Below are 14,175 nucleotides of genomic sequence, written 5' to 3'. Positions count from 1 at the left end.
AGCAGACAAATTTGACTGAAGGTATTGTGCTCCGAATCGGCTAAATAGTGGGGCACGGATGCGCGCGCCCAGTTATATTGAGTTTCGGTTTTGAGCGCGTTACATTGGGCGCGCGAATTTCAGCGTCGCGCGATCGGTGGTCGTATCCGAGGGTATGTCGAGCGGGCCTGTTTCGTGTAATTTGTATGTAAGGATTGCTGATGATGCATCGCGTAGCGCGCGACCACCGCGAAGGATATGGCTGGCTCGGCGGTCGTGGGGGCCAGACGCGGCTTGGCTGGTCCGCGTTGGGGTTGGCTTGCGTGTTCGGCGCGCTGGCTTTCGTTGCCGCTCTGCCGTTCGACGCGCGCATGTGCGCCGTCATGTCGAGCGCGTGCCTCAATCTCTTCATCGTCGTCTTCGGCACGCGGCTGTTGGCGGCGCGCGCGCCGGCCGGCGAACCAGTCTCGAAGACTTTGCTGCGCCTCTTGCGCCTCGCGTTCCAGCGCAATTCGGAGGCCGCCGACATGCGCGGCCTGCTGCAGTCGCTTCCGTGGCAAGTTTGGATCGCGCCGCTCGCCGCACTCGTTTCGCTGGCGTTCGCCGCCTCTGCGTGGACGTCTCCCGCCTTCGCGCCAACGGTTTCGCAACGTGAATCTGCGCCTTTTCTCGTAGCGGGCGCCGCTACGCTCGTCATCGCTTTTGCTGCGCTCGTGGCCGAGCGCTTTCATGCGCAGCGTGGCGCGCAATCGCGCGAATCCGCCGCGCTCGCCGGGCTGTTGCGTGCGGTGCTCGTCGCTGCGTTGAGTATGGCGGCTTCGGTAGCGGCGTCGGCTTATGCGGGCGAGCCGCTTACGTGGCTCGTGCGTATCGTCGCCCTGCTTTCTGGCGCGATTGCCGTCGAACTCGGCCTGCGTGCACTGCTCGCTGCGTTGGGAAAGCCCGACGAGGGCCGCTTCCTGCATAGCACCATCGCGGGCGTGCTGAGCGTGCAGGCACGTCCGGTCGCCGCGTTCAATGCCCAATTGCGTATGCGCTATGGCATCGATCTGCGGCAGAACTGGGCGCTCCAAAGTTTCGCTCGCCTCCTGCCAGGCGCGCTGGTGGCCATGGTGGCGGCAGGCTGGCTGCTCGGCGGCGTGACGATCCTCGGCCCCGATCAGCGCGCCGTGTACGAGCGCTTTGGCGCACCTGCCGCCGTGTGGCAGCCGGGCCTGCATGCGGGCCTGCCCTGGCCCTTCGGTCGCGCGCGCGTGATCGACAACGGCGCGGTTCATCAACTGATCGTCTCCGGCAGCGCGAACGACAGCAGCCGCGCCGCGCCTCCCGTTTCCGCAGATGGCGACACACCCGCGCAATTGAATCGCCTTTGGGACGTGGCGCACCCCTGGGAGACGACTCAGGTGATAGCGGGCACGAGCGGCGCTCAGCAGGCGTTCCAGATCGTGAGCGCGGACGTGCGGCTCGACTATCGCGTCGGCCTCACGGACGCGGCGGCGCGCGCCTCGCTCTATCGCGCTGTCGATATGGACGACACGGTGCGCTCGATCGCGAACCGCGAGGTCGTGCGTTACCTCGCGTCGCGCACGCTGCCGTCGCTGCTCGACACGCCGCAAACGGCCATGGCCGGCGCGTTGCGCGGCGCCGTGCAGCACGAGCTGGACCGGCTCGCGAGCGGCATCGAGGTCGTGGCCGTAGTGATCGAGAGCGTGCATCCGCCCGCGGGCGCGGCCGCCGCGTATCACGGCGTGCAGGCCGCGCAAATTCGCGCGCAGGCCAGTGTGGTGCAGGCGCACGGCTTTGCGGCGGCGGCGCTCGGGCAAGCGCAGCAGCAGGCGATCGAGATCATCGCGCAGGGCAGCGCGAACGCGGCGGACACGCTTGCTGCCGCGCGCGCCCAGCAGATCGGCTTCGACGCCGATGTGATCGCGCAGCAGCTCGGCGGCCCGGCATTCGGCTTCGAGTATTACCTGCACAGCCTGCAAAAAGGGCTGAAGAACGCGAGCGTGACCGTGATCGACGACCGGCTCGCGAGTGGCAGCCGCGCGACGATCGACCTGCGCACGTTGAGCCCGGCCACGGCGGCAGGCATGAAAAAGGCGTGGTAGCCCGTTACCCCATAGACAGAGCAAGGTGATTCGAACGTGAGCCTTTTGCATACGCACGGCGATGCGCATTCTCATCATCATCATGACCACGGCGCAGGCGGCGCAGGCGGCTCAGGTGGATTCGCGCGCGTGAATCCCCGGCGTTTTGCGTTGCGTGTGGCGTTCGCACTGTTCTGCGTGATCGTCGCGCTCATCGTGGCGAGCGTCGTGCAGGTGCGCGAGGGCGAGGCCACCGTCGTCACGCGCTTTGGCGACCCCGTGCGCGTGCTGCTGCGGCCCGGTCTCGCGTGGCGCCTGCCCGCGCCCATCGAGGCCGCGGTGCCGGTGGATCTGCGGCTGCACACGACCTCGAGCGGCCTGCAGGACGTCGGCACGCGCGATGGTTTGCGCATCATCGTGCAGGCCTATGTGGCCTGGCGCGTGCCCGCCAACTCAAACGACATTGGCCGCTTCGTGCGCGCGGTGCGCAACGAACCCGACGAAGCCGCGCGCCAGATTCGCTCGCTGGTCGGCTCGGCCTTGCAGACTACATCTGCCGGCTTCGATCTCGCGTCGCTCGTGAATACCGATCCGTCGCAGGTTCGCATCGCTGCATTCGAAGAGGCGCTGCGCCGCCAGGTCGATGCGCAGGTGTATGCGGCCTATGGCGTGCACGTTGTCCAGGTCGGGCTCGAACGCCTCACGCTGCCCGCCATGACGCTGGCGGCGACGGTCGATCGCATGCGCGCCGAGCGCGAGACCGTGGCCGCGCAGCGCACGGCCGAAGGCCTGCGCGAAGCGGCGCAGATCCGCTCGGACGCCGATCGCGACGCGCGCGTGCTGATCGCCGACGCCAACGTGAAAGCCGCCGATATCGAAGCGCAATCGCGCAAGGATGCAGCGGCGATCTACGGCAAGAGCTACGCCGCCGATCCGCAGCTCTATACGATGCTGCGCTCGCTCGACACGCTCGGTACGGTCGTCAATAGCAACACGAACCTGATCTTGCGCACCGACGCCGCGCCGTTCCGCGCGCTGGTGCAGGGGCCGCCTGGGCTCGGTGCGGCCACGGCGCCGTCGGGCTCGGTCGTTGCGCCCGCAACCACCGCGCGCGTACGCGGGCACACGCCATGAGCACGAGCGACAACTTCCCGGCGCTCGGGCCCGGCGCACAGGCGGTGCGTCTGTCGTTCTGGTTCGTGGCGGCGCTGGCCGTGCTGGCCGCGCTCGCGTGGGCCACGTCGAACGTGCGCCGCATTCCCGCGGACAGTAGCGCCGTCGTGATGCGCTTTGGCGCCTACGTGCGCAGCCAGGGCGCGGGGCTGCTCGTCGCGTTGCCGCGTCCGTTCGAAACGGTGCTGCTCGTACCGGGCAGCGAGCGTGTGCTCGAACGGCGCATCGTCTCGCTCACGCGCGATCCGGGTGCGCCGGCGCAATTGAGCGATGCAAGCGACGCGCTCGCGGGTTCCGGCTACGTGCTCACGGGCGACAACGGCGTCGTGCAGGTGAGCGCCACGTTGTTCTACCGTGTGAGCGACCCTTACGCGTATGCGTTGCAGCTCGAGCATCTTGACGCCGCGCTCGAGCGCATTGTCTCAGCCGCGGTCGCGCAAACTGCCGCGCAACGCGACCTCGATTCGATCCTCGTCGCGCGCCCGGAGATGGTGGCCGCCGATCAGCAAATGGCGGCGCGCCGCGAGCAATTGCGCGGCGATCTCGCGCGCGCGGTCCAGCGTCAGCTCGACGCGCTGACTGCCGCGCATGCGGGGCTCGGCATCGAGGTCTCGCGCATGGATCTGCAAGCGTCGTTTCCGGCCTTGGCCGTCGATGCGTTCAACGCGGTGCTGACTTCGCTGCAGAACGCCGAGCGCGATGTCGCGCAGGCGCGCACGCTTGCGGAAAAGACGCGGCAGCACGCGCAGCAAAGCGCCGACCGCATCGTGCAGGACGCGCAAGCCAGCGCTGCGGAGCGCGTGGCGACGGCGCAGTCGGAAACCTCGACGATCGCGCAGCTCGAAGCGGCACTCGGCGCGAACCACGATCCGGGGCTGCTTGCGCGCGCGTATCGCGACCGCGTGCAGGCGGTACTTGCGCACGCTGCCCACGTGACGACGCTCGACCCCAACGACGCATCGAGCCTCGTGCTGCCGGGGCGCGCGCCATGACCACGCCCTACGAAACGCCGACGAGTCATCGCGCGCCCGGCGCCGCTCATGAAGCCAAATCCGCGCACGCACACGGCCGCGCGCACGAAGGGCACGAAGGTCACGGAGGGCCATCCGTCGCCACGCTCGTCATGTCGAACGCCGAGCGCCGCGCCATCACGCGCCACACGTTGCTCGCGCTTTTCGCGGGCGCGTTGCTGCTGCTCTCGCTCGCGTGGCCGCATCTGGCGCCCGGCAACGCCACGCTTGCACAAGTGCTGGCTGCGGCGGCCTCGCTCGTGGTCGCGCCGCCCGTGTTCGCGGGCGCGTGGCGCAGCCTCAAGACGCCGAGTCTGCACGGCGTGACCGACCGCCTCATCGCGCTCGCCATGCTGGGCGCGTGGGCCGTGGGCGACATGACGACGGCCGCGCTCTTGCCCATCGTGATGACCTTCGGCCACGCGCTCGAAGAGCGCAGTGTGCTCGGCTCGCAGGAAGCGATCCGCGCGCTGGGCCGCCTCACTGCCGGCGACGTGCGGCGTGTGAGTGCCGCGGGCGCGATCGAGACCGTGCCCTATGACGCGCTGCGCCCCGGCGACGTCGTCGATGTGCTGCCTGGCTCGCGCGTGCCCGCGGACGGTATCGTGCGGCACGGCCGCTCGGCCATCGACAACGGGCCGATCACGGGCGAATCGTTGCCGCAGGACGCGCGCGAGGGCGCACGCGTATTCGGCGGCGCGATGAATCTGGACGGCCCGTTGCGCGTGGAGATCACGCACGTCGGCGAGGCCTCGACGCTGGGCAAGGTCGTCGAGTTGATGCAGCGCGCCGAGGCCGCGAAGCCGCCCATCACGCAGGCGCTCGAACGCTATATGGACGCCTATCTCGCGCTCGTGCTGCTGATCGCGGCGATCGTGTGGTTCGTGAGCGCGAACGCTTCGGCCATGCTGGCGGTGATCGTCGCCGCGTGCCCATGCGCGCTCGTGCTAGCGGCGCCTTCCACCGCGATCGCCGGCATTGCGGCGGGCGCGCGGCGCGGGATCTTGTTCAGGAATGCTGCCTTTATCGACGTGCTGGCCGAAATCGATACGCTCGTGATCGACAAGACGGGCACGCTCACGCACGGCGAGTTGCGCGTGACGACGGTGGCGCTGCAGCCGGACGCGGACGAAGCCAGCACGCTGGCGCTGGCCGTGCAGCTCGCCCAGGTCAGCGCGCATCCGGTGTGTCGCGCGCTGTTGCGCTACGGCGCGCCGGGAACGCCGCAAACCGGGCCGCCCCCGCACGCGCGCGAACTGCGCGGACTTGGCGTGCTCGCGACGATGCCGGAAGGCGACGCCGTGCTGGGCCGCCATGACCTGCTCGAACAATACGTGAGCGTGCTGCCGCCCACGCCCGCGGAGCTGGAAGGCCCGTGCGCAGGCATCGCGCTCAATGGCAGGCTGCTCGCATGGTTCGGTTTTGCCGACACGGTGCGCCCGGAAGCGCGCGAAGCGTTGGACGGGCTGCGTGCGCTCGGCATCGAGCGTGCGACGCTGCTCACGGGCGACCGCGAGCGCGTGGCGCGCCGCGTGGCGGCCGAAGTGGGTATCGACACCGTGGTGGCGCATGCGCTGCCGCACGACAAGCTCGACTATGTGCTAGGCGAGATCGGCGCGGGGCATCGCCCGATGGTGGTCGGCGACGGCCTGAACGACGTGCTCGCGATCAAGGCCGGCGCAACTAGCGTGGCGATGGGCGAGCGCGGCATCGATATCGCCGTGGCCGCCGCCGATATCGTGCTGCTCGCCGACGACCTGCGCCGCGTGCCGGACAGCGTGCGCCTCGGGCGGCGCTGCCGGCGCATCGCGACGGGGAATGCGGCGATCGGGCTCGGGTGGACGGTGGCCGTCATCACGCTGGCGGCGCTAGGCGTGTTGAGCGCCGTGGCGAGCGCGGTGCTGCACAACGTGGGCACGTTCGTGGTGATCGCGAACGCGGGGCGTCTCTTGCGTGACGAATGACGAACGGCGTTAGTGCGGCACCGCCGTCAACGTGCGCAACTGCTCCAGCAGCTTAACCGCCGGGCTCGGCAGAATGCCGTGCCGCCGGCGAAACGCGGTGAGCATGCGCCGGCCCTCTACCCCCGGCATGTCCAACGTATCGAACACACCCGCCTTGCTTTCCGTGAGGTACATCGTCGATGCCATCCAGCTCAGGAACCCCGAGCGCGCCACGAGACTCTTGAGCGCCGTGATCGAGCGCGTTTGCACCACCACGTTTGGCAGGCCCAGCCCTTGCGCAGCGAAGGCCTGCTCCATGTGCTCGAACGGCGCCGTGCCGCGCGGCGGAATTGCCCATTGCTCGTTCAAGGTGTCCGCGAGCGTGAGATCGGGCTTCGCGCGCAACGGATGATCGTGCGCCGCCACCACGTAGCTGCAATCTTCCCAGCGGCAATCGCCAATGGCCGCAATTTCGTCGGTATCGGGCACGGCCATGCTGAGCGCGAGATCGATCTCGCGTTTGACGAGCGCATCGGCGAGCCGGTCCCACACGCCTTCGAGAATCTCGACGCGCAGCCCCGGCCAGCGCCGCAGCACGCCGCTCACGGCGAGCGGCAACACGAGGCTCGCAATGCTGCCCACCGCGCCCACGCGGATCGTGCCGCGCGCGAGGCCGCGCATGGCGTCGATTTCCTCGCGCGCCTGCTCCGCTTCGCGCTGCAGCAGGATGGCGTGCGGCAGGAGCGCCTCACCCACAGCGGTGAGGTGCATACCGCGCGAATGCCGCTCGAAAAGCGGCGCGCCCACTTGCTCCTCGAGGCGGCGGATCGCGCGCGAAAGCGCGGGCTGGGTCACGTGCAGCGTTTCCGCCGCGCGCCCGAGACTGCCCGCGGACACGATGGTCGCGAACGCCTGGAGTTGCTGGAGGTTGTAAGTCATGCCCAAAGGTAATGCCTTTTCGCGAAATCCGCAATTTTCGGTTACCCGTAGCGTCGCGATAATGATCCTCCATTGAACGACGCGCTTTTTTCGACAGGAGGCCTTGGATGACTGGCAGCACGCCTCAGCAGAACCAACTGAAGCAGGACACCACGCCGCCCGGCGGTGCCTATACCGTGCGCGACGCGGTCATCGACTTCGCACGCCGCGTGGGCATGACCTCGGTCTTCGCGAACCCCGGCTCGACTGAGCTGCCGATGTTCCGGGACTTTCCCACCGACTTCCGCTACGTGCTCGGCCTGCAGGAAGCGGTCGTGGTCGGCATGGCCGACGGCTATGCGCAGGCCACCGGCAACGCGGCGCTCGTGAACCTGCACTCGGCGGCGGGCGTGGGCAACGCCATGGGCAACATCTTCACGGCGTTTCGCAACCGCACGCCGCTTGTCGTCACTGCGGGCCAGCAGGCGCGCTCGATCTTGCCGTTCGACCCGTTTCTCGCGGCCACCCAGGCCACCGAGCTGCCCAAGCCCTATGTGAAGTGGAGCATCGAGCCGGCACGCGCGCAGGACGTGCCGCTCGCGATTGCACGCGCTTATGCGATCGCCATGCAGGAGCCGCGCGGCCCGGTATTCGTTTCGATTCCCGTGGACGACTGGGACCAGCCCGCCGAACGCGTGCCCGAGCGCGCGCTCGCGCACACCACGCGCCCCGAGCCCGCGATGCTGGCGAACATCGGCGCAGCGCTCGATGCGTGCGCGCGCCCCGCCTTCGTGGTGGGCGGCGCGGTGGATCGCGCGGGCGCGGCAGACGAGGTGGTCCGGCTCGCGGAGCGCCATCGTGCGCGCGTGTTCGTCGCCCCCATGACGGGCCGTTGCAGCTTTCCGGAAAAGCATCCGCTGTTCGCGGGCTTTCTTCCCGCCATGCGCGAGCGCATCGTCGAGCTGCTCGGCGGTCACGATCTCGTGTTCGCGATCGGCGCGCCGGCTTTTACTTATCACGTGGAGGGCCACGGGCCGCACGTGCCGCCGGGCGCCGCGCTGTGCCAGTTGATCGACGACCCGAACACCGCCGCGTGGACGCCCGAGGGCATGGCCGCAGTGGGCAATGTGAAGCTGGGCGTGCTAGATCTGCTGGAGCGGCCCACGCCGGCCGTAGAGCGTGCGATGCCCGCGCCGCGCGCCGTGCCGCCGCGCGCCACGCCACCGACCGTGCCGGGCGAGCGCATGTCGGTCGCCTACACGCTGCAGACGCTCGCCGAAGTGCGCGACGCAGGCACGACCGTCGTCGAGGAAGCACCCAGCTCGCGCCCGGTGATGCAGACGTATCTGCCCTACGAGCGCCCCGGCACCTTCCTCACGATGGACAGCGGCGGCTTGGGCTACGGCATGCCCGCCGCCGTGGGCGTGGCGCTCGCCAAGCCCGGCGAGCGCGTGATCGCGCTGATCGGCGACGGCTCCAGCATGTACTCGATCCAGGCGATCTGGAGCGCGGTGCAGCTCGAGCTGCCGATTACCTTCGTCATCCTGAACAACACGCGCTACGCCGCGTTGCAGGACTTCGCGCCGGTGTTCGGTTTCGCGTCGACCGACCCCGTGCAGGGCACCGACCTGCCGGGGCTCGATTTCGTCACGCTAGCCGCGGGCATGGGTTGCCCCGGCGTGCGCGTGAGCGAGGCGGGGCAGTTGCGCGATGCGCTTGGCCGCGCGCTGGCCGGGCAGGGCCCGATGCTGGTCGAGATGCTCGTCGCCTGAACGGTGCGCGCGCAACCCATCGATTTCACATAAAGCGAGGAAAAAGGACATGCAAACCGTATCGATGCTGATCGACGGAGAAGCGGTGCAGGCACGCAACGGGGCGACGTTCGAGCGCCGCAATCCGCTCGACGGCACGGTGGCGAGCCGCGCGCCCGCGGCTACGGTGGAAGATGCCGTGGCCGCCGTCGATGCCGCCGCCGCCGCATTTCCGGTGTGGTCAGCCATGGGCCCGAGCGAGCGGCGTGCGCTGCTGACCCGGGCCGCGCATGCGCTCGAAGCCAAAGCCGAAGCGTTCGCCGCTGCGATGGCCGCGGAAACCGGCGCGTCGGGCATCTGGGCGGGCTTCAACGTGCATCTCGCGGCGGCGGGCCTGATCGAGGCCGCCGCGCTCACCACGCAGATCGGCGGCGAGCTGATTCCCTCCGACGTGCCCGGCAGCCTCGCCATGGGCGTGCGCCAGCCGGCCGGCGTCGTGCTCGGCCTCGCGCCGTGGAATGCGCCCGTGATCCTCGCGGTGCGCGCCATTGCGCTGCCGCTCGCATGCGGCAATACCGTCGTGCTCAAGGGTTCGGAGATCTGCCCGGCCACGCACGGTCTCATCGTCGCGGCGATGCAGGAGGCGGGCCTGCCGCGCGGCACCGTCAACTTCGTGACGAATGCGCCCGCCGACGCGGCGCGCGTGGTCGAAGCCATGATCGCGCACCCGAGGGTGCGCCGCGTGAACTTCACGGGCTCCACGCGCGTGGGCCGCATCATCGCCGAAACCTGTGCGCGCTATCTGAAGCCATCGGTGCTCGAACTGGGCGGCAAGGCGCCGCTCGTCGTGCTCGACGACGCCGATATCGAAGCGGCAGCGCACGCGGCCGCGTTCGGCGCGTTCGCCAATTCCGGGCAGATCTGCATGTCGACGGAGCGCATCATCGTCGACGAAAGCGTCGCCGACGCCTTCGTCGCGCGTCTCGGCGAGCGCGCCCGCGCGCTGCCCCTGGGCGATCCGCGCAAGGGCCCGGTCGTGCTCGGCTCGGTGGTGGACATGAGCACCGTGGAGCGCTGCAACGCGCTAATCGACGACGCACTCGCCAAGGGCGCGACGCTCGTATGCGGCGGCAACGCCGACAGCACGCTCATGCCCGCCACGCTGCTCGACCACGTCACGCCTGAGATGCGCATCTACCACGACGAATCGTTCGGCCCCGTGAAGGGCATCGTGCGAATGCGTGGCGAGGACGCCGCGATTGCCTGCGCGAACGACAACGCGTACGGGCTTTCGTCGGCGGTGTTCAGCCGCGATACGGCGCGTGCGTGGCGCGTCGCGCAGCGCATCGAATCGGGCATCTGCCACATCAACGGGCCGACCGTGCACGACGAAGCGCAGATGCCGTTCGGCGGCGTGAAGGAGAGCGGCTTCGGGCGCTTTGGCGGCAAGGCGGGGATTGCCGAATTCACCGAACTGCGCTGGATCACGCTGCAGACAGCGCCGCGCCACTACCCGTTCTAAGGGCGCGCCATGCATATCGTCATACTCGGCGCGGGCGCGATGGGCTCGCTGTTCGGCGGCCTGCTCGCCGTTGCGGGCCATCGCGTCACGCTGCTCGACGTCGATGAAGCTCACTTGCTCGCGATCAACGAAGCCGGTCTGCGGCTCACGACCGATGCGGGTGAGCGCGTCGTCTCGAATCTCGAAGCGTTGCGGCCGGAGGCGGCGATCACGCCAGCCGATCTGTTGATCGTCTTCACCAAGACGCTGCACACGCACGCGGCGCTCGGCGCGGCGCACGCCGTGCTCGGGCCGCAAACCGCGTTGCTTTCGCTGCAGAACGGTCTCGGCAACGCCGAGCGTCTCGCGCAGTTCGCCGACCCGGCTCGCGTGATGATAGGCGTGACGACCTGGCCTGCCGACAAGAACGGCCCTGGCCGTGTGAGTTCGCACGGCCAGGGCGTGATCCGCTTGATGAGCGCGGACGGCGCGAATTCGCCGATGCTTTCCCGCACGGTCGAAGCGCTCAACGACGCCGGCCTCGCCTGCAGCGCGGACGCCGATGTCTGGGCTGCGATCTGGGAGAAGGTCGCGTTCAACGCGGCGCTCAACAGCCTGTGCGCGGTGACGGGCTGCACCGTCGGCGAACTCACGAACGTGCCGGACGGCGAAACGCTCGCGCTAAAGATCGTCGCGGAAGTCGCGGCGGTGGCGCACGCGCACGGCGTGGCCGTGAACGAGGCGCATGTGGCCGACAACGTGCGGCATGCGCTCGCGCATCACCGCGCGCATCGGCCTTCGATGCTTCAGGACGTGCTCGCTCGCCGCAAGACCGAGATCGAGGCCATCAACGGCGCGGTCGTCGAGGCCGCGCGCATACGTGCTATCGCCGTGCCGAATACGGCAGCGCTGCTGCATCTCGTGCGTCTCGTCGATGCAAAGGAATCCGTATGAAATAGGCAATAAGCGTCGCGACACCATGACAAACGAATGACTGCGCGTTCACAGCGCAGCAAAGGAGACAACTCATGACTTATGCCACGCCCGCCCCCGCCTCGGGAGCGACGCCGCACGAGAGCGCCGCCATCGCCGGCGGCACGGTCGATATCGGCCGCACGCTCGACGACGGCACGTATTCCACGCTGCAGAAAATCGCCGTGGTGCTGGCGGCCTTGTCGATCGTCGTCGATGGCTTCGACAGCCAGTTGATCGGCTTCGCGATTCCGGTGCTGATCAAGGAGTGGGGCATCACGCGCAATGCGTTCGCACCCGTCGTGGCGGCGGGGCTGATCGGCATGGGCTTCGGCAGCGCATTCGCCGGCCTGTTCGCGGACCGCTTCGGACGCCGCTGGGCCGTGGTGGGCAGCGTGCTGGTGTTCGGCACTGCGACCTGCGCGATCGGCCTCGCGCCGAACGTGGCGGCCATCGCTGCGCTGCGCTTCATTGCCGGCTTTGGCATTGGCGGCGCGCTGCCGAGTTCGACGACGATGACAGCCGAATTCACGCCCGCGCGCTTTCGCACGTTCGCGGTGACGGCAACCATCGTGTGCGTGCCGCTCGGCGGCATGCTGGCGGGCATTTTCGCGGCGCAAGTGCTGCCGGTGTACGGCTGGCGCGGGCTCTTTTTCGCGGGCGGCGTGCTGCCCCTCGTGCTCGCCCTCGTGCTGCTCGTGGCGCTGCCCGAGTCGCCGCGCTTTCTCGCGCGCCGGCCGAAGCGCTGGCCCGAACTCGTGCGCCTGCTCGGCCGCATGGCACGCGAGGTTGCCCCGGACGCGGTGTTCACCGACGCGCGCGAGCAAAGCGCCGAAAAGCACGTGGGCTTCACGGCGCTCTTTCGCGACGGCCGCGCGCGCGACACCGTGGCGATCTGGTGGGCGTTCTTCATGTGCCTGCTCGCCGTGTACAGCGCGTTCAGCTGGCTGCCCGCCATGCTGACGAGCGAAGGTCTGAGCGTCTCGCTCGCCGGTTACGGACTGAGCGCGTACAACCTGGGCGGCGTGATCGGCGCGTTGCTGTGCGCGCTCGCCATTGCGCGCTTCGGCTCGCGCGGGCCGCTCCTGCTGTGCTGCGCGGGCGGCGCGGCGAGCGCCTGGGTGATGCTCGGCGTGGGCGCGACCCAGCACACGGGCTTGCTCATTGCGGGTCTCGGCCTGCACGGCCTGTTCGTCAACGCGGTGCAATCGACCATGTACGCGCTGTGTGCCTACGTCTACCCAACGGGCGTGCGCGCGACGGGCACGGCCTCGGCGCTCGCGTTTGGCCGTGGGGGCGCGATCCTGAGCGCGTTTGCCGGAGCGGTGGTGATTACCGCAGGCGGCGCGGCGGGCTATCTGACGATGCTCGGCGCAGCCATGGCGCTGGTGCTGATCGCGCTAGCCGTGGTCGGCCGTCATATCCCCAGGCGCGCGGGATAGCGCCGGATTTGACCCATTCCTGAGACTGGACGATGGCGCGGCCCCGCGCCATCGCGTCTGGTCGGCCAGTTCGTTCAATCAAGAGTCCTAAAAAAGCCACGCGTAACAAGGCGGCGTGGCTGCGTACTGCCCTTTTACGCGTCAAATCGAAAACAACGGCCGGCTGGCGGCGAGTCCGCGAGACCGGAACACCAGGAGAACACGGAGATCATGAAACTTCGGATCGCAGCAGGGCTGGCTTGCGCGGGCCTCAGCGCGTCGGCGTTCGCGCAGAGCAGCGTCACGCTTTACGGCATCGTCGATACCGGCATCGAATACGTCTCGCACGCGAACGCGGCGGGCGACAGCGTGGTGCGCATGCCCGGCATTACCGGCGAAATGCCCTCGCGCTGGGGCGTGCGCGGCAGCGAGGGGCTGGGCGGAGGGTGGTCCACGATTTTCGCGCTGGAGAGCGGCTTCAACATGCGCGGCGGCACCTTGAACCAGGGCGGCCGGCTGTTCGGGCGCCAGGCGTGGGTGGGCATGAGCAGTCCCTATGGCAGCCTGACGTTCGGGCGTCAGTACACCATGACGTTCTGGGCGATCGCCGACGCCGACTTGCTCGGACCGGATATCTACGGCGGCACGGCCTCGTTCGACCAGTACCTCCCGAGCTCGCGCAGCGACAACACGGTCGTCTACAAGGGCAGCTACGGCGGCTTCACACTCGGCGCGACGTGGTCATTCGGGCGCGATTCGGCTGGCACCGGCAATTCGCCGGGCCAGGGCACCTGCGCGGGGCCGGTGCCGGGCAGCGCACAGTCTTGCCGCGAATGGTCGGCGATGCTGCGCTACGACCGCAATGGCTACGGCGTCGCCGCGGCGTGGGACGAACAGCACGGCGGCCCAGGCGCGGCGGCGAACCTGTACGACGGCACGCCGACCTTCGCGCTGACGAATCCGGGCGACACCGACGTGCGCATCCAGCTCAACGGCTACGGCCATATCGGCGCGCTGCGCATTGGCGGCGGCTGGCTGGGCAGGCGCGTCGACACGGTTTCGGCTGAAACGCCCAACGTGCATACGGACCAGTTCTATCTCACGGCGCAGTATCCAGTGACGGCGGCCTTTATCGTCGATGGCGGCGTGTACCACATCGTCAATAGCGACCACGACACGCGCGGCACGATAGCGGCGCTGCGCAGCACGTATCAGCTTTCCAAGCGATCAGCCGTTTATCTGCAGGGCGCGTATTTGTGGAACAGCGCGAAGGCGGCCTACACGGTGAGCCAGGGCGGCGGCGGCACGACGCCCGCACCGGGGGCGGGGCAACTGGGGATCATGGCGGGTATCCGGCATAGCTTCTAGGGATGCGGCCGCCAGTGGCAGCGCAACCCCTCGCTTTGCACGCGGACCTCGC

General features: G+C 68.9%; 10 protein-coding genes. 9 read left to right on the top strand and 1 reads right to left on the bottom strand.

Going from position 1 to position 14,175, the window contains the following annotated elements; translation table 11 throughout:
• Positions 1-200 precede the first annotated feature (200 nt).
• The 4 genes from M3I54_RS02430 to M3I54_RS02415 are packed head-to-tail and all read left to right on the top strand — an operon-like array spanning position 201 to position 6,213.
• Entirely contained in the window at positions 201-2,087 is a 1,887-nt protein-coding gene (locus M3I54_RS02430; RefSeq protein ID WP_254332753.1) for an SPFH domain-containing protein, read from the top strand.
• A gap of 36 nt (positions 2,088-2,123) precedes the next feature.
• Entirely contained in the window at positions 2,124-3,200 is a 1,077-nt protein-coding gene (gene hflC, locus M3I54_RS02425; RefSeq protein ID WP_254332751.1) for a protease modulator HflC, read from the top strand.
• Positions 3,197-4,231, top strand: coding sequence for a protease modulator HflK (hflK, locus tag M3I54_RS02420; protein WP_254332749.1), 1,035 nt, complete (start codon positions 3,197-3,199; stop codon positions 4,229-4,231). Before hflC ends, hflK begins: the two co-directional genes overlap by 4 nt.
• Positions 4,228-6,213 carry a cation-translocating P-type ATPase gene (locus M3I54_RS02415; RefSeq protein ID WP_254332747.1) on the top strand — a complete coding sequence of 662 codons (1,986 nt, stop codon included), beginning with the start codon at positions 4,228-4,230 and terminating at the stop codon, positions 6,211-6,213. The genes hflK and M3I54_RS02415 overlap by 4 nt, the downstream gene beginning before the upstream one ends.
• A gap of 9 nt (positions 6,214-6,222) precedes the next feature.
• Here M3I54_RS02415 and M3I54_RS02410 read toward each other — a convergent pair whose 3' ends face one another.
• On the bottom strand, positions 6,223-7,131 hold the full coding sequence (locus M3I54_RS02410; RefSeq protein WP_254332744.1) for a LysR family transcriptional regulator: 909 nt from the start codon (positions 7,129-7,131) through the stop codon (positions 6,223-6,225).
• Positions 7,132-7,238: 107 nt separating this feature from the next.
• Between M3I54_RS02410 and mdlC the strand changes: the two genes are divergently transcribed.
• The 5 genes from mdlC to M3I54_RS02385 all read left to right on the top strand — a co-directional run bounded on the left by mdlC (position 7,239) and on the right by M3I54_RS02385 (position 14,123).
• Positions 7,239-8,882 (top strand): benzoylformate decarboxylase, encoded by a 1,644-nt coding sequence (mdlC, locus tag M3I54_RS02405; protein ID WP_254332743.1) that lies wholly within the window; start codon positions 7,239-7,241, stop codon positions 8,880-8,882.
• 49 nt (positions 8,883-8,931) lie between these two features.
• On the top strand, positions 8,932-10,383 hold the full coding sequence (locus tag M3I54_RS02400; protein WP_254332742.1) for an aldehyde dehydrogenase: 1,452 nt from the start codon (positions 8,932-8,934) through the stop codon (positions 10,381-10,383).
• 9 nt (positions 10,384-10,392) lie between these two features.
• Entirely contained in the window at positions 10,393-11,316 is a 924-nt protein-coding gene (locus M3I54_RS02395) for a ketopantoate reductase family protein (protein ID WP_254332741.1), read from the top strand.
• Positions 11,317-11,390: 74 nt separating this feature from the next.
• Positions 11,391-12,776, top strand: a complete 1,386-nt coding sequence (locus tag M3I54_RS02390; RefSeq protein WP_254332740.1) for an MFS transporter — start codon at positions 11,391-11,393, stop codon at positions 12,774-12,776.
• Between the two features lie 210 nt (positions 12,777-12,986).
• Positions 12,987-14,123 carry a porin gene (locus M3I54_RS02385; RefSeq protein WP_254332739.1) on the top strand — a complete coding sequence of 379 codons (1,137 nt, stop codon included), beginning with the start codon at positions 12,987-12,989 and terminating at the stop codon, positions 14,121-14,123.
• Positions 14,124-14,175: the final 52 nt, after the last annotated feature.

Origin of the sequence: Paraburkholderia sp. CNPSo 3274, from assembly GCF_024206475.1 — a bacterium.
Taxonomy (GTDB): Bacteria; Pseudomonadota; Gammaproteobacteria; order Burkholderiales; family Burkholderiaceae; genus Paraburkholderia.
The sequence above is the reverse complement of the archived record's forward strand: the minus strand, read 5'-3'. Positions and strand labels throughout refer to the sequence as shown.